This is a genomic window from Nocardia sp. NPDC056000 (genome assembly GCF_042269265.1).
Lineage (GTDB): Bacteria > Actinomycetota > Actinomycetes > Mycobacteriales > Mycobacteriaceae > Nocardia.
Map to the genome: position 1 here is coordinate 56,932 of NZ_JBHJXS010000001.1, position 19,846 is coordinate 76,777.

25 protein-coding genes are annotated in these 19,846 nt (G+C 66.2%); 11 read left to right on the forward strand and 14 right to left on the reverse strand.

Translation table 11 applies throughout. From position 1 onward, the window contains the following. Window positions 1-79: 79 nt before the first annotated feature. Entirely contained in the window at window positions 80-1,228 is a 1,149-nt protein-coding gene (locus ACFC4D_RS00285) for a serine hydrolase domain-containing protein (RefSeq protein WP_376061024.1), read from the forward strand. Here the strand turns inward: ACFC4D_RS00285 and ACFC4D_RS00290 are convergent. Beyond that, window positions 1,203-1,889, reverse strand: coding sequence for a DUF418 domain-containing protein (locus tag ACFC4D_RS00290; RefSeq protein WP_376061025.1), 687 nt, complete (start codon window positions 1,887-1,889; stop codon window positions 1,203-1,205). The two genes, ACFC4D_RS00285 and ACFC4D_RS00290, sit on opposite strands and share 26 nt — an antisense overlap. Beyond that, on the reverse strand, window positions 1,889-2,323 hold the full coding sequence (locus tag ACFC4D_RS00295) for a DUF418 domain-containing protein (RefSeq protein ID WP_376061026.1): 435 nt from the start codon (window positions 2,321-2,323) through the stop codon (window positions 1,889-1,891). Before ACFC4D_RS00295 ends, ACFC4D_RS00290 begins: the two co-directional genes overlap by 1 nt. Window positions 2,324-2,438: 115 nt before the next feature. Between ACFC4D_RS00295 and ACFC4D_RS00300 the strand changes: the two genes are divergently transcribed. After that, entirely contained in the window at window positions 2,439-2,888 is a 450-nt protein-coding gene (locus tag ACFC4D_RS00300; protein WP_376061027.1) for an SRPBCC family protein, read from the forward strand. Between the two features lie 23 nt (window positions 2,889-2,911). On the opposite strand, the gene ACFC4D_RS00305 is transcribed toward ACFC4D_RS00300, so the two are convergent. From ACFC4D_RS00305 to ACFC4D_RS00320, 4 genes are all read right to left on the reverse strand, one after another. Then, the gene (locus ACFC4D_RS00305; RefSeq protein ID WP_364634424.1) at window positions 2,912-3,136 is read right to left on the reverse strand and encodes a hypothetical protein; all 225 of its coding nucleotides are present in this window, start codon (window positions 3,134-3,136) and stop codon (window positions 2,912-2,914) included. Window positions 3,137-3,171: 35 nt separating this feature from the next. Next, a complete protein-coding gene (locus ACFC4D_RS00310) occupies window positions 3,172-3,960 on the reverse strand; it encodes an HNH endonuclease family protein (protein ID WP_376061028.1) in 789 nt (262 codons plus the stop codon). Between the two features lie 269 nt (window positions 3,961-4,229). Continuing rightward, window positions 4,230-5,351, reverse strand: coding sequence for an NAD(P)H-dependent flavin oxidoreductase (locus tag ACFC4D_RS00315; protein WP_375967217.1), 1,122 nt, complete (start codon window positions 5,349-5,351; stop codon window positions 4,230-4,232). A gap of 119 nt (window positions 5,352-5,470) precedes the next feature. Continuing rightward, window positions 5,471-5,890 (reverse strand): NUDIX domain-containing protein, encoded by a 420-nt coding sequence (locus ACFC4D_RS00320; RefSeq protein ID WP_376061029.1) that lies wholly within the window; start codon window positions 5,888-5,890, stop codon window positions 5,471-5,473. Window positions 5,891-5,930: 40 nt separating this feature from the next. Between ACFC4D_RS00320 and ACFC4D_RS00325 the strand changes: the two genes are divergently transcribed. Then, on the forward strand, window positions 5,931-6,422 hold the full coding sequence (locus tag ACFC4D_RS00325) for a hypothetical protein (RefSeq protein WP_376061030.1): 492 nt from the start codon (window positions 5,931-5,933) through the stop codon (window positions 6,420-6,422). Here the strand turns inward: ACFC4D_RS00325 and ACFC4D_RS00330 are convergent. After that, window positions 6,410-6,967 (reverse strand): TetR/AcrR family transcriptional regulator, encoded by a 558-nt coding sequence (locus ACFC4D_RS00330; RefSeq protein WP_376061031.1) that lies wholly within the window; start codon window positions 6,965-6,967, stop codon window positions 6,410-6,412. The two genes, ACFC4D_RS00325 and ACFC4D_RS00330, sit on opposite strands and share 13 nt — an antisense overlap. A 39-nt stretch (window positions 6,968-7,006) precedes the next feature. Between ACFC4D_RS00330 and ACFC4D_RS00335 the strand changes: the two genes are divergently transcribed. Further along, window positions 7,007-8,248: a KasA/KasB family beta-ketoacyl-ACP synthase gene (locus ACFC4D_RS00335; RefSeq protein WP_376061032.1), complete on the forward strand. Its 1,242-nt coding sequence runs from the start codon at window positions 7,007-7,009 to the stop codon at window positions 8,246-8,248. A gap of 9 nt (window positions 8,249-8,257) precedes the next feature. Here the strand turns inward: ACFC4D_RS00335 and ACFC4D_RS00340 are convergent, their stop codons facing one another. After that, the gene (locus tag ACFC4D_RS00340) at window positions 8,258-8,944 is read right to left on the reverse strand and encodes a phosphatase PAP2 family protein (protein WP_376061033.1); all 687 of its coding nucleotides are present in this window, start codon (window positions 8,942-8,944) and stop codon (window positions 8,258-8,260) included. 116 nt (window positions 8,945-9,060) lie between these two features. Between ACFC4D_RS00340 and ACFC4D_RS00345 the strand changes: the two genes are divergently transcribed. Beyond that, window positions 9,061-9,741 carry a response regulator transcription factor gene (locus ACFC4D_RS00345; RefSeq protein ID WP_376061034.1) on the forward strand — a complete coding sequence of 227 codons (681 nt, stop codon included), beginning with the start codon at window positions 9,061-9,063 and terminating at the stop codon, window positions 9,739-9,741. 30 nt (window positions 9,742-9,771) lie between these two features. Here the strand turns inward: ACFC4D_RS00345 and ACFC4D_RS00350 are convergent, their stop codons facing one another. After that, on the reverse strand, window positions 9,772-10,185 hold the full coding sequence (locus ACFC4D_RS00350; protein WP_364634401.1) for a hypothetical protein: 414 nt from the start codon (window positions 10,183-10,185) through the stop codon (window positions 9,772-9,774). Further along, window positions 10,182-10,463: a hypothetical protein gene (locus ACFC4D_RS00355; RefSeq protein WP_364634398.1), complete on the reverse strand. Its 282-nt coding sequence runs from the start codon at window positions 10,461-10,463 to the stop codon at window positions 10,182-10,184. Before ACFC4D_RS00355 ends, ACFC4D_RS00350 begins: the two co-directional genes overlap by 4 nt. A gap of 220 nt (window positions 10,464-10,683) precedes the next feature. Here ACFC4D_RS00355 and mtnA point away from each other — a divergent pair, with 220 nt between their 5' ends. Genes mtnA through mtnC form a run of 3 tightly spaced genes read left to right on the forward strand, consistent with a single transcriptional unit; the run spans window position 10,684 to window position 13,578 of the window. After that, complete coding sequence (gene mtnA / locus ACFC4D_RS00360) at window positions 10,684-12,303, forward strand: S-methyl-5-thioribose-1-phosphate isomerase (RefSeq protein WP_376061035.1); 1,620 nt, start codon at window positions 10,684-10,686, stop codon at window positions 12,301-12,303. Between the two features lie 19 nt (window positions 12,304-12,322). Continuing rightward, the gene (locus ACFC4D_RS00365) at window positions 12,323-12,898 is read left to right on the forward strand and encodes an acireductone dioxygenase (RefSeq protein WP_375967230.1); all 576 of its coding nucleotides are present in this window, start codon (window positions 12,323-12,325) and stop codon (window positions 12,896-12,898) included. After that, window positions 12,895-13,578 (forward strand): acireductone synthase, encoded by a 684-nt coding sequence (mtnC, locus tag ACFC4D_RS00370; RefSeq protein WP_376061036.1) that lies wholly within the window; start codon window positions 12,895-12,897, stop codon window positions 13,576-13,578. The genes ACFC4D_RS00365 and mtnC overlap by 4 nt, the downstream gene beginning before the upstream one ends. Before the next feature lie 136 nt (window positions 13,579-13,714). Here the strand turns inward: mtnC and ACFC4D_RS00375 are convergent, their stop codons facing one another. From ACFC4D_RS00375 to ACFC4D_RS00385, 3 genes are all read right to left on the reverse strand, one after another. Then, window positions 13,715-15,325, reverse strand: coding sequence for a methyltransferase (locus ACFC4D_RS00375; protein WP_376061037.1), 1,611 nt, complete (start codon window positions 15,323-15,325; stop codon window positions 13,715-13,717). An 80-nt stretch (window positions 15,326-15,405) separates the two neighbouring features. Continuing rightward, complete coding sequence (locus ACFC4D_RS00380; RefSeq protein ID WP_376061038.1) at window positions 15,406-16,590, reverse strand: 4-hydroxybenzoate 3-monooxygenase; 1,185 nt, start codon at window positions 16,588-16,590, stop codon at window positions 15,406-15,408. A 145-nt stretch (window positions 16,591-16,735) separates the two neighbouring features. Further along, window positions 16,736-17,743, reverse strand: coding sequence for a helix-turn-helix transcriptional regulator (locus ACFC4D_RS00385; protein ID WP_376061039.1), 1,008 nt, complete (start codon window positions 17,741-17,743; stop codon window positions 16,736-16,738). 63 nt (window positions 17,744-17,806) lie between these two features. On the opposite strand from ACFC4D_RS00385, the gene ACFC4D_RS00390 reads away from it, so the two are divergent. Next, window positions 17,807-18,388, forward strand: a complete 582-nt coding sequence (locus ACFC4D_RS00390) for a DinB family protein (RefSeq protein WP_376061040.1) — start codon at window positions 17,807-17,809, stop codon at window positions 18,386-18,388. Then, window positions 18,385-18,777 carry a RidA family protein gene (locus tag ACFC4D_RS00395; protein ID WP_375967242.1) on the forward strand — a complete coding sequence of 131 codons (393 nt, stop codon included), beginning with the start codon at window positions 18,385-18,387 and terminating at the stop codon, window positions 18,775-18,777. Before ACFC4D_RS00390 ends, ACFC4D_RS00395 begins: the two co-directional genes overlap by 4 nt. An 11-nt stretch (window positions 18,778-18,788) precedes the next feature. On the opposite strand, the gene ACFC4D_RS00400 is transcribed toward ACFC4D_RS00395, so the two are convergent. After that, window positions 18,789-19,193, reverse strand: a complete 405-nt coding sequence (locus tag ACFC4D_RS00400; RefSeq protein WP_376061041.1) for a nuclear transport factor 2 family protein — start codon at window positions 19,191-19,193, stop codon at window positions 18,789-18,791. 94 nt (window positions 19,194-19,287) lie between these two features. On the opposite strand from ACFC4D_RS00400, the gene ACFC4D_RS00405 reads away from it, so the two are divergent. Then, window positions 19,288-19,845: a TetR/AcrR family transcriptional regulator gene (locus tag ACFC4D_RS00405; RefSeq protein WP_376061042.1), complete on the forward strand. Its 558-nt coding sequence runs from the start codon at window positions 19,288-19,290 to the stop codon at window positions 19,843-19,845. Window position 19,846: the final 1 nt, after the last annotated feature.

A 19,846-nucleotide genomic window follows, 5' to 3' on the forward strand; every position in this document is an offset into this window, starting at 1 on the left:
GTCGCCCCGGCACATCTCAGGGCCGGACTCAGGGGTTGTCCCGATGGTCCGGGCGCACCCCGGTCCCTACGGTCGAACTATGCGAATCATGCCGATCGTGACCGCTTTCGGACTCCTGGCGGTGGCGGGCTGCTCCAGCGTCAGCGGCGACAATTCACCCAAGGTCGTCACGACGACACCGATCGAGGTGTCGCCGAGTCGAGTCGACCAGGTGCGCAAGGATATCGACGCGATAGTACACGGGGGCGTGCCCGGTGTGATCGCCACGCTCACCGAGGGCGGGCAGACGGTGACGCTCACCTCGGGCGTCGCCGATCGGGCCACCGGCGCGCCGATTCCCATGATTCCGCCGCAGCAGACCCGGGTCGGCAGCATCTCCAAAACCTTTGTGGCGGCGATCATCATGCAGCTGGTCAGCGAGGGCAAGGTTCGGCTCGATGAACCCATCGACACCTACCTGCCCGGACTGCTCACCGGGCAGGGCGTGGACGGTCGGACCATCACCGTCCGCCAAATGCTCCAGCATCGCAGCGGATTGCCGGAGCTGACCGATGACCCGCAGATCGACGAATATCGTGCCGCTCTCGACGGACGCACCTATACGCCCGCGGAAGAAATCGCGATCGCCCTGCGCATGCCCGCGCAATTCGCACCGGGCACGCAGTACAAGTACACCAACACCAATTACATCGTCGCCGGGATGCTCGTCGAAAAGGTCACCGGCAGGGCGTATTCCGAGGAGCTGGCCGGACGCATCACCGGTCCGAACCAGCTCGCCGACACCTACCTCCCGCCCACCGGCGAACTCGATATCCGCGGCCCGCATCCGCACGGGTACGCCACCATCGACGGCGTCCTCACCGATGCGTCCCGCTCCGAACCGTCGGTGCCGTGGGTGGCGGGTGCACTGGTGTCGACAGGAGCGGATCTCAATCGCTTCTACCTGGCACTGCTCGCGGGTCGTATCGTGGCCGCCCCCGAGCTCAATCAAATGCTGACCAGTGATTCCCCCATGCCCGAGGACGGCAACATGCGTTACGCCCTGGGCATCGGGCACACCCAACTGCCTTGCGGCGCTGAATACTTCGGCCACACCGGCGGCATCGCCGGATATATCACCATTACCGGCGGCACCAAGGAAGGCCGAGCCTTCACCATCGCCATGACCGCCGCCCCCGACCAGAAGCCCGATGTCACCGCCCTCATCTCCCATGCTCTCTGTCCGTGACCGGCGTCGGGCCGTAGGTGGCTTTGCGCAGTAGCCATTCGAGCGGGCCGTATCTGTGGTGGCGCACCCAGATTCGAGCCGCGGCGAGCTGGGTGAGGTAGATGGCGACGGCTATGGCCAGAACCGTCCAATCGGAAAGCTTGCCCGCCAAGGCCAGGCCGTAGCCGGTGAAGATGATCGAGGTGATGATCGACTGGCTGATGTAGGTGGTGGCGGCGATCTTGCCCGCGGGAGCGAAGATATCGGCCACCCGCGGGCGGGCGTGCAGGATGCGCAGCAGCGTCGCCGCGTACGCGGCCGATAGCAGCGGGTCGGCGACCGTGACCGGACCCGCCAGCGGTGGCCAGTGGGTGAGTGCCGCGACGATCGAGACCGGAAGTCCCACACCGAAACCGATCCATTGAATCCGGGGAAGGTAGGGGAGGTAGCGGTCGGGTTCTTCCAGGACTCTGGCCTTTCCCGCGGCGAGGCCGACCAGGAACAGGGGCAGAATGTTGATCAGTCCGTAGACGACGAAGAGCGGCAGGTTGCCGCTGAACTCCTCCCAGCGCAGGCGGGCGGCAGCGCCCCAGCCCGCCCGCATGATCCCCAGCAGCCGATCATGTTCGGCGGCATCGATTTCGGAAGAGCCGCCGGAGGCGAGCAGGCCCAGGACCGTCATCACGATGACGCAGACGGCGAATATCGCGCACCCGCGACCTGCAACGCTCTGCGCGGTCGCAACCCGCTGAGCAGCAACAGCACCAGGCCGATCGCGCCGTATCCGAACAGTACGTCTCCGATGAAGAAGAACACCGCGTGCAGTGCGCCGATGACCATCAGGGCCAGGCAGCGCCGCACCGTGCGGGCCCGCGCGCTGACGCCCGCCCGTGCGGCGGACCGGAATTGCATGGTCAGCGAGTAGCCGAACAGGAAGGAGAACAGGACGTAGAACTTATTGTGGAAGAACGCTTCCAGCACCGTGATCGCGGAGCCGTCGCCGAAGCCGCCCGGATCGGACATCACCGTGATGTTCACCAATAGGATTCCGCCGAGGGCGAATCCGCGCAGCGCGTCCAACTCGATCAGGCGCGGGACCGCCGGCCGTTCCGTCATCGCTCGACCCTAGAGTCGCCCGCTCCCCGCCGAATCGCCTCAGAGAATGACCCGCGCCTACCTCTACGGGGGTACTCACCCCGAGTACTGGAACGCGTTTCAGTATGGTTCCCCCATGACCCTTGTCATCGACAACAGCGTGGAGATCGACGCACCCGCCGACCTGGTGTGGCAGGTGCTCACCGATGTGGCCAAATACGGCGAGTGGAACCCCTTCGTCCCCTCCTGCCAGACCACCCTCGAACCCGGCACCCCGATCGATATGCAGGTGCGGCTACTCGGCTCGAAACCCCGCCAGCAGCGCGAATACATCCGAACCCATACCCCGGGCAAGGAATTCAGCTACAACATGAAACCGGTCCCGGGCCTGTTGAACAGCCTGCGGCAGCATAATGTCATTCCGCTCGAGGACGGCCGCACGCGGTACACCTCGCATTTCGAGTTGAATGGCCCGCTGAGCATTCTGGTGAGCGCGGTGCTGGGCGGCGCCATGCGCAAGGGCTTCGGCGGTATGACCGATGGGCTCAAGCAGCGCGCCGAGGCATTGGCGTCCGTGCAGGGCTGATTCGCGAAAGGAGCGGGCGGCCGTCAGGCTTCGAAGGGAATGACGTTTCCGAAGGAGTCGCGGCCGTCGGCTTCCTGTTCGATGGCGCCCGCCAAATCCTCTACCGCGGACCAGGATCGGGGTGGGGTGTCCTCGAGGTTGCCGATGGTGTACCAGGTGGCGGTGCCACGGTATCGGACCAGACCTTTACCCGAATAGTCCAGCGTGACATCGAGATCCCCGGAAACCGTGCCCTCTTCCTGGGTCATGACGGCTGCCTCGGTGCGAATTTCGACGATGTCGACTATTTGAACTCTCCTTTGTCGATGCAGTCCTTGACCGCGGTCTGAATCGCGGCTTGCTCCTTGGAATCGACGTTCAGGTCGTACTTTATCTTGACCTGGATATAGCGGGCGATATAGCCACACCGGAAATTGCCGGGCGGGATATAGGTCGACGGGTCCTGGTCACCCTTGGAACGGTTGGCCGTCGGGTCCGAGGGCGCGAGGTTCAGCGCGTCATTGGCGACGGCGCGGCGATGATCGTCATCCCACTTCGCCGCACCCGAACGCCACGCTTCGGCCAGGGCGACAATGTGATCGATGTCGACGCCCGCCGAATCGGTGATGAACTTGTACGGCTTGAGGCCGTTGGTCTTCTTGTCCGGCACACCGTACTGATCCCGCCAGCCCGAATCCTTGCCGATGGTGAACTTGCACGTCGCGGGATCCAGGGTGACCGTGCCGACCGCATCGCGCAGCAGCATGACCTCGCGGGTGGTGCAGCGGCTGTACTTGGCGAACGCGTCACCGAAACCGTGTTCGGGCTTCTCGGTATCCCAGTGCGGGAACCGATCCCGCTCGTATCCGGTCATCGGCAACTCATTGGACACCTTGAGTTTCGGTAGCAGGCCGTTGATTTCGGCCGCCGACGCCACCGGCCCGCCGCGCGGCGGCGCGGGCGGGGTGGAGGTGGTGGAGCTCTTCGAACCGCCCATATTCTCGAGCAGCGCGGCGGCGATGATGAGCACGAGGACGATGCCGACGGACACGACGGTCCCGAGGATTCGGCGCGAAGGCTTCTTTTTCAGCATGATTCGAACACCGTCGCAATCCTGGACCCGAAACAGCAAGTCGCACCGGCGGTTCGGAGACGCGTGTCACATCGCTGCGCGAGCAGCGGTTGTCGGCGAACGCGGCGCTACCTACATAGTGGGGTAGACGGGGGTCGAGAACAACGCGGTTGCAGCGGGTTTCGGGCGACACGCCGGGGCGACTCGCGGAAGCGCTGTCGCGCGGCACTTCTCACACGCATGAAAAAGCCGCGCCGACAACAAGGTCGACGCGGCGAATTCGGGTGTCGCTAGGCGTTGTTGAGCTTGTTCAGGCGCTCGCACGCCTCCAGGTACTCCTGGATGAGGCGCTGCACCACATCGGTGGAACGCTCGATCTTGTTGAGCTGACCGACAACCTGGCCCACCGGGTTGAAGTTGACGTCCTTGGCGGCCTCGGGGTAGCGGTGCCCGCGCTTGACGCCATCGAGCGCGACCATCATCTGCAGCGGCATGCCGAGCGGGTTCGGGGTGTCCTCGCGGTCCCACGCCTCGGTCCAGTCGTTCTTGAGCATGCGGCACGGCTTACCGGTCCAGGACCGCGAGCGCACGGTGTCCGAGCTGGTGGCGTCGACGTAGGTCTGCATCTGCGCGGGCGGCACATTGGCCTCCTCCACGGTCAGCCACAGCGAACCGGTCCACGCGCCCTGCGCGCCCATGGCCAGCGCGGCCGCGACCTGACGGCCGTTGCCGATACCGCCGGCGGCGAGCGCGGGCATATCGCCGATCGCGTCGACGACCTGCGGCCACAACACCATCGAGGCGATCTCGCCGCAGTGGCCGCCGCCCTCGGTGCCCTGCATGACGACGAAGTCGAGTCCGGCGTTCTTGTGGTTGAGCGCGTGCTTGACCGAACCGCACAGCGCGCCGATGAGGCGGCCGGAGTCCTGGATCGTCTTGATCACGTCATCGGGCGGGGTGCCCAGCGCGTTGGCGACCAGCTTCGCCTTGGGGTGCTTGAGGATTACCTCGATTTGCGGGGCGACGGTGGTGGCGGTCCAGCCCAGCAGCTGATTGTGCCGCTCGTCCTCGGGCAGGTGCGGGACGCCGTGATCCTCGAGGATCTTCTCGGCGAAATCGCGGTGGCCCTGCGGAACCAGCTTGGCCAGTTGGGCTTCCAGCTCCTCGGGGCTCAGGCCCTCGACGCCCTTGCCCTCGTACTTGGAGGGGATGACCAGGTCGACGCCGTACACGCCGGTGACATGCTCATCGAGCCAGGCCAGTTCGACCTCGAGCTGTTCGGCGGTGAAGCCGACCGCGCCGAGCACGCCCAGGCCGCCCGCATTGCTGACCGCGGCGGCCACATCGCGGCAGTGGGTGAACGCGAAGATGGGGACATCGATGCCCAGGCGGTCGCAGATCTCGGTACGCATGTGGTGGGGGCTCCTCTAACTTCCCGGCACTGGAATGTTCTGCCCATCACACTAGAACATGTTCTACATTGAGACCAGTCTCCGGACGACCAACCACTGCGACATGTCAAGAACATGTTCTAGTTAGTGGAATCGGGATGTGCGGCGAGCAGGCCATCGGCCAGCAGATCGTCGAATAACAACTGGTCGACCGGCGGAACATGCGGGCGATCGGCATAGGTGAACCAGGCCGTCTCCTCTATCTCGCTGCTGACGGCGAGCGTACCGGTGTAGTCGGCGGTGTAGCAGGCCATTCGCACGATGGCATCGGGAATCTCCGCCTCGTAAGTGCCAACGTGCACAACGGATTCCGGCAACAGCGCGACCGTGAGCTCCTCCTCGATCTCGCGCAGCAGGGTCTGCCGATCGGTCTCCGCGCCTTCCCGCTTACCACCCGGGATATAGAAGACGTCCTTACCCTTGGGCCGCGCGCAGAGGATCCGCCCATTCTCGATCCGCACCCACGCCACCGTGTCGATCAATCGCTGTTCCGTCGGCATACCCGCAGCCTAGGGGACGCGGCGGAACTAAAATCGGAGCATGAGGCGGGGTGCGGCCGTCGCCGTCGCGATCATCGCGATGGGCGCGGGAATGGTTGGCTGCCAATCGAATGGGGCGTCACCAACAGCAAGTACGAGTACGACGGCAACCTCCGGTGTCGACCTGCCCGCGGATACGACACCCGCGGCGGCCGTCTGGGCCGTGCCGAAAGCATTTCTGGGGGAATGGACCGGAGTGGTGACGGGGGCCGGGAGTTTCGACCTGGTCTTCACCATTCGATCGGGCAAGGGCGGCGAAGAGGTCGTGAACGCCGTCGCCACCGAACAGGGATCGGGGAATCGATGCGAGAGCATCGGGCGGATGATCTACGGCACTCAGAACGAGTTGACCTTCGCGTTTCGGCTCGTCGGCGGGAGCGACTGCACCGATAACGGGAAGCTGGCAACAGTCGGTGTGCACGCGGATCGATCCGCCGGTTACAGCAGTGAGCGGCCGGGTGGGACGCTGACGGGGACGCTTCAGAAGGCTTGATTCACAAGCCGATTCACCGCGCGGGTGATGCGGTCGGTATCACCGGTGATCCACCAGTCGGTGATGATGCCGCGCATGCCCGAGATGAGCAGTGTCGCGGCGGCGTCGGGATCATCGATGGCGGGATCGATGCGGATGAGAGTGTCCGTCATGGCGGAGACGAGAACTCGAACCGCGTCGGTGGCGTAGGCGGTGAAAGGGCTCCCGGGGACCGTGGCCGCGCCGAGGACCTGAAGCAGGACCCTGATGCTGACCGAGGCGTCGCCCGTGGTGTTCAGCGTAAAGGATTGAGCCAGGCGCGATTTGAGGACATCCGGGTTGTCGATACCGGCGAACAGGGCTGGGATGTCGGGACGCTGGGTTTCCAGCGCGGCGATCAACATCTGCTCTTTGGTGCCGAAATAGTGGATGAGCATGCGGGAGCTGGTGCCCAGATACTCCGCGAGGGGGCGCAGGGAGAGTTCGGCCAGGCCGCGTTCGGCGATGTAGGCGATGACACCGGCGAGGAGTTCGGCGCGACGAGCGTGGTCGAGGGGGCGGGGCACGGGTTGACTGTAGCGGACGGTACAGGTATCCATGTCGGCATGGGTGTAGCAACTGGTACAGAAACTCGCAATGTCGTGGTTACCGCGATGGCGGCCACCACCTGCCTCGGGCCGGATCTGGATACGACCTGGCGGCGGCTACTGGCGGGGGAGAGCGGAATCGCCACGCTCACAGACGATTTCGTTGCCGAGAATCAACTGCCGGTGCGGATCGGCGGGCGATTGACCAATCAGCCCGGGGAGCGGCTGACCCGAATCGAGCAGCGCCGGATGTCGTTCGTCCAGCAGCTCGCACTGGTACTGAGCCGACAGGTCTGGCAGGAAGCCGGAACGCCCGAGATCGATCCCGAACGACTCGCGGTCGCGGTGGGAACCGGGCTCGGCGGCGGCGAATCGCTGGTGCACGCGGTCGACGCCATGCGAGCCGGGGGCTATCGCAAAGTGCCGCCCATGACGGTGCCCATGGTGATGCCGAATGGATCGGCCGCCACCGTCGGCTTGGAGATCGGCGCGAAAGGCGGTGTGTACGCACCGGTTTCGGCATGCGCGTCGGGTGCGGAAGCCATCGCGCACGGTTGGCGGCTGATCGCCACCGGTGAGGCCGATGTGGTGGTCGCGGGCGGCGTGGAAGGGCATATCGATGCGGTGCCGATCGCCAGCTTCGCCATGATGCGGGCCATGAGCACCCGCAATGACGAACCCGCGCGCGCCTCACGGCCTTTCGACAAGGATCGCGACGGGTTCGTCTTCGGCGAAGGCGGGGCGATGGTGGTGCTGGAATCCGAGGCGCACGCGCGGGCCCGGGGTGCGCGGATACTCGGGCGCGTGCTCGGGGCGGGCATCACCTCGGACGGGTATCACATCACCGGCACCGCGCCCGATGGCGATGGGGCCGCGCGGGCCATGCGCAAGGCGATCGGCACCGCGGGATTGTCGGCGGCAGATATCCGGCATATCAACGCACATGCCACCTCGACTCCGGTCGGGGACGCATCCGAGGCCAATGCCATCACAGCGGTCGCGCCGAATGCCTCGGTGTACGCGCCGAAGTCGGCGCTCGGACATTCCATCGGCGCGGTCGGCGCGCTGGAGGCGATCCTCACGCTGCGCACGCTGGAACAGCAGATCGTGCCTCCCACACTGAATTTCGAGCAGGGCGATGCGGAAACCCCGCTCGATATCGTCGCCGGTGCGCCGCGTGCGCAGAGCTTCGACTACGCGCTCAGCAATTCGTTCGGATTCGGCGGCCACAATGTCACCCTCGCGCTGGGGCGCGCCTGATTCACCGGTTCAGTTCCGCGCGGCCCGCGCCAGCACGGCCCGGCAGCGCTCGGCGAGCACGGGCTCGAAGGTGAAGCACAGGCTCAACCACAGGATGCCGAAGACCCATCCGGCGAAGACATCGGTCGGCCAGTGCACCCCGAGATAGATGCGGGAGACCCCGACGCCCACGACGAACAGCGCCGCGACGGTCAGCAACAGCGCTCGCCATACTCCGTGCAGCACCCGCGCGGCCAGCAATGCCACCACGCCGACCACGACGATCGACCCCAGGGCGTGCCCCGACGGATAGGAGTGATTGGTCTCGATCACCAGCCGATCGGCCAGCGGCGGGCGCGGGCGCGCGATCAGCAGCTTGCCGAAGTAGACCAGCGCAGCCGCGCCGAGTCCGGTGATCGCGACGAAAACCGCTGTCTCCCATCGCCTTCCCCAGAGCAATACCGCATATGCGACGGCCGCGAGCAAGGTCATGGCGGCGGTGCCGCCGAGCATGCTGATGCCCTTGGCGAGCGAGGTCGCGGTATCACCGCGATGTTCGACGAACCATCGCATCCAGCTCGCATCCGGACCGAGCGGATCCGGATGGGCCAGCACCGCGATGGTCAATGCCAGGACCGCCAACCCCAAGGCGATCAGTACGCCGAGCGCGGCCGGACGCGGCGGTTTCGGCCGCGTGAATACCGCCGATGACTCCATTTGCTTAGAGGTAGCTGCGGAGGACATCCTTCGACCATGTCACGAACCCGCTGAGAGGATGTTGAGAACACACGCCGATTGCGGGAGGTCCGCATCACCTGGTGCATGCTTGGGCGGTGCGAGTGCTGGTGGTGGAAGACGAGGAGCGCCTGGCGCGGACCATTGCGCGCGGTCTCGAGCTGGAGGGTTTCGTGGTGCAGCTCGCCCACACCGGGACCGACGGGCTGTGGTTGGCGACCGAGGACGATTTCGATGTGATCGTGCTCGACATCATGTTGCCGGGATTGAGCGGGTACGAGGTGCTGCGCCGATTGCGGCAGCGCGATGTGGCCACGCCGGTGCTGATGCTCACGGCCAAGGACGGCGATTACGAACAGGCCGATGCGCTCGATCTGGGCGCGGACGACTATCTGACGAAGCCGTTCTCCTTCGTGGTGCTGATCGCTCGCCTGCGCGCGCTGCTGCGCAGGCGAGCCCCGCAGCAGCCGTCGATCTTGGCGGCGGGGGCGCTGACGCTCGATCCCGCGCGGCGGCTGGTGCGCTACGGCGAGACCGAATTGACGCTCACGCCAAGGGAATTCGCGCTGCTGGAATTCCTGATGCGGCACCGGGGAATCGCGCTCACCAAAGCCGAGATCCTGCGCAATGTCTGGGATGCGCATTACACCGGACCGGAGAATGTGGTCGAGGTGTACGTCGGCTATCTGCGCAAGAAGATCGATGCGCCGTTCGGGCAGAACACCATTGAAACGCTACGGGGCGTCGGCTATCGACTGATCGATCCCGGGACCGGTTAGCGGTAGCGCAACGAATCCGGAGCCGAGGTGTCAGGGCAGGGTGTCGGTCTGAATGCGCGGATCGAGCTTGCGGAGCGTATCGGGGCGGTCGGTGAGACAGGGCCAATCCCGGCTCACCGCTTCGATGGTCGCGTGCCCGGCCGGGATGAGCGCATCGGCGTCGAAACGATCGGCCAGGGCCGCGCCGAGTTGATCACTCGCCGGGCGGTCCAGCGGCTGGATGACCGTATTCGGCAGATCCAGCAGGACGGTCAGAATGTCATGCCGGCCCGGCGGGATGAGCGCACGCGCCGCAGCCAGTGCGGTGGCCGGGATGACGATGGTGTGCCCGGCGTCCGCGGTGGCCCACACCACCGATTGCACATAGGCGACCCGATGCGCCCACGCGGTCAGCGCGGCGGTATCGAAGACGACGCCGCCGAGGGTGGCGCCGGGGGAGGTCATGCCGCGCCGGCGTGGTCGCCGTTGACATCCTCCTCGGGTAATGGAGGCAGGCCCTGCACGGCTCGGGCGCGATTGATCAGATCCAGGGGTGGGCGGCCGCCGAAGACCTGCTCGATGCGAGCCAGGGATTCGGCGCGGTCGACGCGGTTCTTCACGGACTCCGCCACGAATGCCGAAATCGATTCGATACGACCCCGGCTGCGCCAATCGTCCAGGGTCGCGGCGATCTCCTCCGGCACCGTCACGGTGATCTTTCGGGTGCGACGTTCTCTCGCCATACCGCAATGGTAGCGCGGTATGCCCGAAGAACACGAGAAGGTAACGGTGTGATCCCACCTGGCAGGACTCGCCGATCTTTGCTCCCGATGGGTGTGCCGATCGCGATGATTCGGATTCCGGTGATCTGAAACCTGCCGGTCACGCGGCGATCCGTGTTCGATACGGTGGGCGTGTGCCGGTCGCGGGTCGCGCCGGAGTCAGCGAGAGGACAGACGATAGATGGCGACGAGTTCGATCGAGTGGGTCGACGGTGCCCTGGTCACCATCGATCAGCGCGCACTACCGCAGGAGCTGCGGGAATTGCGGATCACCACGGTCGACGATCTCATCGACGCCATTAAATCGCTGGCGATTCGCGGCGCTCCGGCCATCGGCGTGTCGGGGGCGTTCGGTGTGGTGATCGCGACGCAGGCCGCAACGGTCGACGGGGTGGTGAATACCGAACTGGTCGAAGCGGAATCGGCGCGCATCGCCGATGCCCGGCCGACCGCCGTCAATCTCGCGTGGGGTGTGAAGCGGGCGCTGGCGCAGCTGCCAAACGGTGCGCAGGCCGTACTCGATGAGGCGCTGGAAATGCTGGCCGAGGACGGCCGGGTGAACCTGGCTGCCGCCACGCATGCCGCCGATCTTGTCCAGCGACTGTGCGCGGATCGGCCGCTGCGGATTCTCACGCACTGCAATACCGGACGGCTCGCGACGACCGCCGTGGGCACCGCCATCGGCGCTTTGAATGTGCTGCATCAGCGCGGTGCGCTCGCGGAAGTGATTGTGGACGAGACGCGTCCGCTGTTGCAGGGTGCGCGGTTGACCGCGTGGGAGATGGCCGAGGCCGGGATTCCGCATCGGCTCACCATCGATTCCGCCGCCGCCTGGGCGATGGCGACCGAGGGTGTGGACGCGGTCATGGTCGGCGCGGATCGCATCACCGCGGACGGGTCGGTGGCGAACAAGATCGGCACCTACATGCTGGCCATCGCGGCCAAGCGGCATGGGATTCCGTTCATCGTCGTTGCGCCGGAATCGACCCGGGATGTGGCGACCGCGCGTGGCAGCGACATCGTGGTGGAACAGCGGGCCTCGGCTGAGGTCACCGGATTCGGCGGTGTGACAACGGCTCCCGAGGGGACGCCGACGTTCAATCCCGCGTTCGATGTGACGCCGCCGGAGTTGGTGACCGCTGTTGTCACCGAAAATGGCGTGCTCGGCAATCCCGCACTCGATGCCGGGCGGGAGATCGCGGCCATCGCGCGCGGGCTCTACGCCAATGGCTGGATGCCCGGCACAGCAGGCAATATCTCGGTGCGCCAGGGCGATACGGCCGTGGTGACCGCGAGCGGACTGTCCAAGGGTGAGCTGGCCGAGAATGACACCGTGACGGTGGCGGTCTCGGATTCCGCGCCGCTGTCGGCGACCGGGCGAAAGCCGTCCGCCGAGACCACGATTCACACCGCCGTCTACCGGACCACCGAGTCGACCGCGGTCGTGCATGTGCATCCGCCGCACGCCACCGCGCTGTCGATCATTGCAGCAAGTGCCGATGTGCAGCCTGTGCGCTTCACCGGATACGAGCTCATCAAGGGATTGGGCGGTACCCGTCCCGATCTCATCGACATTCCGGTTTTCCCGAATCACGCCGATGTCCCGCAGATCGGCGCGGATATCGAGAAGTATTTGAACGAACATCCCGACGCTCCGCCGGTGTTGTTCATTGCCGGACATGGCATTACGGCATGGGGTGCGACGCTGGCGCAGGCCCGCGACCGCGCCGAATGCCTCGAGGCCATGTGCGAGCTGGTCACCTTGACCGGTCTCCGCGAGCTGCCGGTGCGCGAGAATTAGTTCCGAGGAAGGAATACCGATGACTCTGCTGCAGATCATGTCCGATCAGGACTCCGCCGATGTCAAGCTGCGCACCACCGATGACGCGGTGATCGCCGCCGAACTCGGTAAGCGCGGCATCACCTTCGAGCGCTGGTCGCTGTTCGACGGTTTCGACGCCGCGACCTCGACCGAGGACCTGCTGGCCGAATATCAGTCGCGCATCGAGGAATTGAATGCGGACGGCCGCTTCAAGTTCATCGATGTGGCGCGGATTCACCCCGATGCGAATGATCCGGAATGGCCCGCCAAGGCCGTCGCCGCGCGCACCAAGTTCCTGGACGAGCATCGGCACGCCGAGGACGAAGTGCGTTTCTTCGCCGCCGGACAGGGCTGCTTCTATCTGCATCTCGGTGACGAGGTGCTCGCGACCGTCTGCACCGCGGGCGATCTCGTCTCGGTTCCGGCGGGCACGCTGCACTGGTTCGATATGGGCACCGAGCCGGAATTCGTGGCCGTGCGGTTCTTCGAGGAGGAAGACGGCTGGATCGGCGATTTCACCGGCGATAAGATCTCCGGCGGCTTCCCGACCCTCGACGAATTGCTCCCGGCATGATCAATGTCATCGTCCTCGATATCGAGGGAACCACCAGCCCGACGAGTTCGGTCCGCGAGGAGCTGTACGGCTACACCCGTGACCGGCTCCCGGACTGGCTCGCGGAAAACACCGGGGGAGCGGCGGATTCGATCATCGCCGAAACCCGCGCACTGACCGAACAGCCGGACGCGTCGGTCGCCGAGGTGGCGGCGATCCTCATCAACTGGCTGAACACGGACGTGAAAGCCGAACCGTTGAAAGCCGCCCAGGGCATCATCTGCGCCGAAGGCTTCCGCAACGGTTCCCTCTACGGCGAATTCTTCCCCGACGTCCCACCCATGCTCCGTGCCTGGCGCGAATCCGGCCTCGAGCTCTACATCTATTCCTCGGGTTCGGTCCGCAACCAAAAGGATTGGTTCGCCTACGCCCGTCCCGGCGACCTCTCCCCATTGATCACCGGTCATTTCGACCTGACCACCGCGGGCCCGAAGCGCGAAGCCTCGTCCTACGAAAAGATCGCAGGCGCAATCGGAGTCCCCGCCGAAAGCATCCTGTTCCTCTCCGACCATCCGGACGAACTCGACGCCGCGGTAGCGGCGGGCTGGCAAGCCATCGGCGTATCGCGCCCCGGCGAACCCAACCCGCCCCGCCCTCCACACCGCTGGATCAACGACTTCGCCGACGTCGAACCCAACTGATCCCCGACCCGGGACCAATGCCGATCATTCCGGGCAATAACGCCACGTGACATGAACATTCGGCCCGAAGCGGAATGCGCCGGATACCAAGGGACGTCGTTGACGTCCCATTGGCACCGGCGCATCGTCAGGTGTTCTAGGCCCGCTTGCGCACCTTCAGGAGCGCGAAACCCAGGGGGAGGTCGTGGCATTCGGTCACTTCGAGGTTGACCGATGCAGCCAGATCTCGGTAATGGGTGGGGGTTCGTTCGCGGCCGCCTACGTTGCAGAGCATGTGGATGTCCCAGGCGGGGACGAGGGAGGGGGAATTGTCTTCGGGGAGAAGTCTTTCGATGATGTAGAGGTGTGAGGTGGGGGTCATGGCGGTGGCGCAGTTGTGCAGGATGGTGCGGCAGTCGGTGTCGTTCCAGTCGTGCAGGACTCTGGAGAGCAGGTAGATGTCAGCGGCGGGGGGTAGCGGGGTGGTGAAGAAGTCGCCGGGGACCAGGTGACAACGGTCGAAGCAGTTTTCGCGGAGCAGGGTGGTGCGGGCGCGGTCCAGGGTGGTGGCGCGTTCGAAGAGGGTGCCGCGCAGGCGGGGGTTCGCGGACAGGACTCGGGCCAGGAGTTCGGCGTTGCCGCCGCCCACGTCGATGACGGTGTCGGCGGTGGAGGTGTCGATCAGGTGGCCCACGTGACCGAAGATGGCGGCGCTGGCGGCCATGGCGCTGTCGAAGAGTTCGGCGCGGTCCGGATCGGCGGTGAAGTAGTCGAAATGGTGCTGGCCGAAGTGTTCGTCGAATGCGGTGTGGCCGGTGCGAATGGCGTAGTCGAGGGCGCCGAAGGATTCGTAGAACGCGCCACCGTACAGGCGCGCAAGGGAATTCAGTGAGTGCTCGTGGCCGTGGGCGAGCAGCGCGCCGGTATCGGTGAGGGCGTAGCCCGCGCCCGCGGGTTCCACCACCTCGAGGTCGAGCAGATAGCGCATGAGCCGGGTCAGCGCCCCGCAGTCGGTGCCGGTGCGGGTGGCCAGTTCGGCGAGTGGGACGCCGGGGGCGGCGGCGATATGGTCCGCGATGCCGTGTTCGGCGGCGACCGCGAGGGCCTGGGTGGCCCACGCACCGGTCAACTGTCGCAGCAAACGCTGTGCCGGGCCCTCGGATTCGAGGGTGTGGGTGCTCAGCACCTGCGGTTGATGCCCGGCGACATGCAGTTCCAGTCGCCGGTACGGCTGAGTGCGCGCACCGGTGCACGCGAAGTAGAGGATGGTGGTGTCCTCGTGCGGGTTGTAGCCGCCGCCGTCGGCACGCATCCGGCCCCGGCCGGTGAACAGTGCGCGCAGACCGGTCAGGGTGATTTCGTCGATGACCCCGGTGGCCATGGCCAGATGGGACTCGGCCCCGGTGACGCGTTCGGCGGCCGCCACCTCCTCCGGTGCGTTCTCGAGGGCGAAAAGCTCTATCTCACAGGGGGTTCCATCGAGGGCCGGTAACGCGGCCCGGTAGATGTGCACCGGCAGCCGCTCGTCCGACAGGCCGTGCCGGATGGCCAGGCGGCGGCGCACCACCGTGCTGGGGCCCGCCGAGACCACGGTGAGGTCATGCTCGGCGAACAGCGCGTCGATCGCCTGCGGTTCCTCCGGGAAGATCAGGACCGCGGTGTGCGCGAACCGGCAGTGCGCGGCGATGGCGGCGTGTTCGGCGACCGTCAGATCGGGCAGCATCGCGGCCAGCACCCGGCCGGTGTCATGCGTTCTGACGAACTCCACTGCCTCCGTGATTCTTTCGCGGTCGGTTGTTTCGATACGAAGGGGTACAGCCAGCGAACGGGTCACGCGTCCTCCTGTATTCAGATGCCGACGTAGTTCTCCGCGAAGAAGTCCTGATGGGTGCGCGAGGTGGCGAGGCTGTGCAGGCGGGCCTGCTGGAGATCGCGCTCGAAGGCCGGGTTCGGGCCGACAGGAGGGTGCAGCAGATTGATCATCCAGTGCGAGAACTCGTGCGCGCGCCGGATACGCGGCACGCATTCGGCCGAATAGCGTTGCAGCGCAGCGGTATTACCGCCGCGCAGCGCCGCTATGAAGGCCCGCGCCAGCGTGCGCGCGCCGAGAATGGCCAGGTTCGCGCCCTTGGCGGCCGACGGGCTGATCGAGGATGCCGCGTCACCGGCCAGGAACAATCGGCCCTGCTGAATCGGATCCAGGATCTCCGAGCGCAGCCGCACCAGACCGCGCTCGAAAATGGGCCCCGCCCGCAGCGGTCCGTATCGGCCCGCGTCCAATCGCGTTGCGAGCGAATCCCAGATGCGCTGCTCACTCCAGTGCAGCGGATCATCGTGCGGATCGCACTGGAGGTAGTAGCGGGTCACCTCCGGCCCGCGCGGCATCTGCCCGGCGAAGCCGTCCCGGTGCACGCCGTAGACGACGGTGTCCGTGGTCGGCGGGGCCTGGGCCAGCAGTGCCAGCCAGGTGATGTCGTATTCGCAGGTCGAGCTGGGCGCGTTGAAGGTCTTGCGAGCCAGTCCCCGTGCACCGTCGCAGCCGGCGACATAGCTTGCGCCGAGCCGGTTTTCGACGCCCTCCAGCGTGCGCGCCAGCACCCACGGCAGATCGCCGCGCAGGTCGCCGAGCTGCTGCGCGGTGGTCTCACAGCGCAGCTCGCCACCGCGGCGCAGGTATTCGGCGACCAGATCGGTCACCAGATCCTGCTGCGGATACACGGTATGCACCTCACGCCGCCCCAGCGCACCGTACGAGAGTTCGAACCGCCCTGCGGCAGTGCGGAATTCGCAGGAATCGTGGGTGCGCCCGCGCGTGCGCAGCCCATCGTCGAGCCCGTACTCGCGCAGCACCGCGACGCTTTCGGGCGCGAGGAATCCGGCCCGCGCCCGCTGTTCGATATGCGCGCGGCTGCCGCGCTCGAGGATCACCGAATCGATCCCCGCGCCCTGCAGAATATTGCCGAGCACCAACCCGGCCGGTCCGGCCCCGAGGATCAAGACCTCGGCGATGCGATCATTTCTGCCCACATGCACGGGATCGGAGATTAGAGCACTTGACGCCTCGCAACCCCACTGCGACCGCGTGTCGTGACGAAGCCGATTTCAAATGTCCTCACCCGCAACATATTTGCGGGTCAAACGATCTCGCAGACTGAAAATCCCGCAGTCAACATTGATTTCAGTTACTTTCGGGCAAATCGGACGCAGAGGGCGACCCGCTGCCGCGCCCGGCCGATCGGAGAGTGGCCGCGAGAGATTCGCAACGGGCGGTGAGTTCCGGCGGGTACAGGACCTCGAAATCGTGGCCCAGCATCGCCACGTGCATGAGGACGGCATCGAGATTGGCTGCGCCACTGCGCAATTCACAGGTGTCGCGATCCCGTGGATGTACCGAGGCCGCCGAGGGTGGCACCTGTGCGCGAACGGTGTCAGCGGGGGCGTGGATCAGGAAGCCCGCCTGTTCGGGGTAGGCGCGGGTAGTCACGGCTTCCTGGACGTACGGAGCCGGATCGGGCGCGGGGCGCGGCCGGAAGCGCCAGGTTCGGGACGCGACCGCGCTCATGCGGTCCACCCGGAAGGTGCGCCAGTCCGCGCGATCGAGGTCGTAGGCGAGCAGATACCAGCGGCGATCGGAGGCGACGAGGCGGTACGGCTCGACCCGGCGGGGCCCGGTCGCGGAGGACGAGGGGTACTCGAACGCGGCTTCGAGGTGATCCCGGCAGGCTCGTGCGAGCGTCATCAGGACGTCGGGGTCGATCGGGGTGCGGCCGCCGTCGAAGGAATCGATTGCGCCGGTCAGGGTTTGGACCTGTTGCCGGAGCCGGACGGGAAGCACCCGATCCAGTTTGGTGAGCGCGCGCAGTGCGGCGTCGCCCGCACCCGTGAGCGCACCGCCCGCGCCGAGCAGTAGCGAGACGGCGGTGACTATCGCCTCCTCGTCATCGAGCAGCAGCGGTGGCAGGTCTTGACCGCGCCCCAGTTGGTAGCCGCCGCCGACGCCCTGACTGGCGTGCACGGGGTAGCCGAGCGCGCGCAGCCGGTCGACATCGCGGCGGACCGTGCGCGGCGTGACACCGAGACGCCCGGCCAGTTCGGGACCGGTCCAGACCTGCCGCTGCTGCAGCAGTCCCAGGAGTGTGAGGACGCGCTCGGTGGTGCCGCGCTCGCCCTCGGATCCCTCGTTCATACCGCCCATCGTGTCTAAGATAGCGGACCGGATCTGTCCGCTATCGGTGCGAGGGTGGCTGTCATGGATACGAACGAATTCGACTGGAATCAGACATTGCGCGAGCAATGGGAGTGGCATTGGGAGAATCAGATTCGTGCCCGGCTGACCGGGCTCACCGATCACGAATACTTCTGGTCACCGGTGCCCGAGGCGTGGAGTGTGCGGGAGCGGGGGAGTTCCACCGCACCCGTGCAGGCCGGGGCGGGCGACTTCACCATCGACTACGCCATCCCCACCCCGACGCCCGCACCCTTCACCACCATCGCGTGGCGGCTCGGGCATGTGATCGTCGGCGTGCTGGCCGCGCGCAATGCCGTGCATTTCGGTGCGCCCGCGGCCTCCTACGACGAGTGGGAGTACGCCGGAAGTGCGGCGGATGCCTTGAAGCAGTTGGAGACTCAGGTAGACGTCTGGCTGGCAGGGGTGAAGGGGCTCAGCGAGGCCGAACTGCGCACCCCGGTCGGCTCGAAGGAGCCCTTCCCCGAACTGCCGATGGCCGCACTGGTGCTGCACATCAATCGTGAACTGATCCACCATCTTTCGGAGGTCTCGCTGCTGCGCGATCTCTACCTGCACACCGATGCCGCGGCGGGCGACCGATGACCGCGGCGGCGATCCATCTCGATCCCGAAGAGCTGCACTACAACCCGGCGTTCACCCAGGGCGTGATCGCACCCGCGGGCCGGACGCTGTACGTCGGCGGCCAGCTCGGCACCGATGGCGACGGCGTCATGCTGGAGGGCATCGAGGCGCAGACCCGACAGGCGATGCGCAATGTACTGGCCGTATTGGCCGCTGCCGGAACCGATCCCGAGCATGTGGTGAAACTGAATATCTACATCGTCAACGGCGTCGACGCCCAAGCGGGTTTCGCCGCGTCACGGGCGGTGTGGGGTGATCATCGCACCGCCATCACGGTCATCACGACCGCCGCGCACGGCCGCCCGGGCGCGCTGGTGGAGATAGACGCGGTGGCCACCATTCCCGAATAGCCTGCGGTGGTTCAGCTTTCGGTGCGGCGGGCAATGGCTTTGCGATAGCTGATCCGCCAGCCCTGCGGTTCCCGCCGCAGCGTGTCCTCGTAGATGGCGGTTCCGGCCCCTCCATCGGGTGCGACGCCAAGCCCCTTGGAGCGGGCCGACACCGTATCGCCGTCCTGACCGGTCACGACGGTATTGGTGACGTGATGGCCGAGCGCCTGATTCTTGTCGTCGTGCACGCCGCGCACCAGATCCAGCATGGCGTCGAGCCCGCGCAGGGTGCCGTAGCCGTAGTCGGTGATGTCGAAAACGACGTCGGAGGCGAAAACCTCGCCGAGACGGTCCCATTCGCCATCGTCGATCAGATGGCCGTGCAGGGCGATGACCTCGTAGATCGCTACGCGGTCGGCGGTGGTGATGTTCAACATGAGACTTCCTCGAACTAAGTGGAGGGGGTACCCCAGTTACAGTTCGGTACGATACGGGGGACCCACCCCACTTAGCAAGAAGGTGCCGCGACCCATGGCCGAGCAACCCATCCGGCTGCGCGCCGACGCGCAACGCAATCGCGATCGCCTGCTGGCGGCCGCCGGTGAGGTGATCGGCGAGGCCGGAGCCGAGGCATCGCTCGAGGAGATCGCCCGCCGTGCCGGAGTCGGATCCGCCACCCTGCACCGCCATTTCCCCAGCCGCGCAGCCCTGCTGGGCGAGGTGCTGCACACCCGCGTGCAGGCGCTCTGCGACCGCTCGGCCGACCTGCTCACCGCACCCGACGCCGGTGACGCCCTGGTGCTCTGGATACGCGATGTCGTCACGCACGCCACCACCGCCCGCGGCCTCGGCCCCGCCCTGACCGGCTATCACTCCGCCCCGGAGTTCGAGCCGCACACCATGATTCGACAGGCGGTCCACCCGCTGCTCGAGCGCGCGCATCGCGAGGGCGTGGTCGATCCGACGGTCACCGTCGAGGATCTACTGCATCTGGCCAACGGCATCGCCCTCGCCACCGAATCCCTTCCAGACCCGGCCCGCCGCGCGGACGCCCTGATCGCCCTGGTCGCACGCGGCCTCCTGCGCTGAC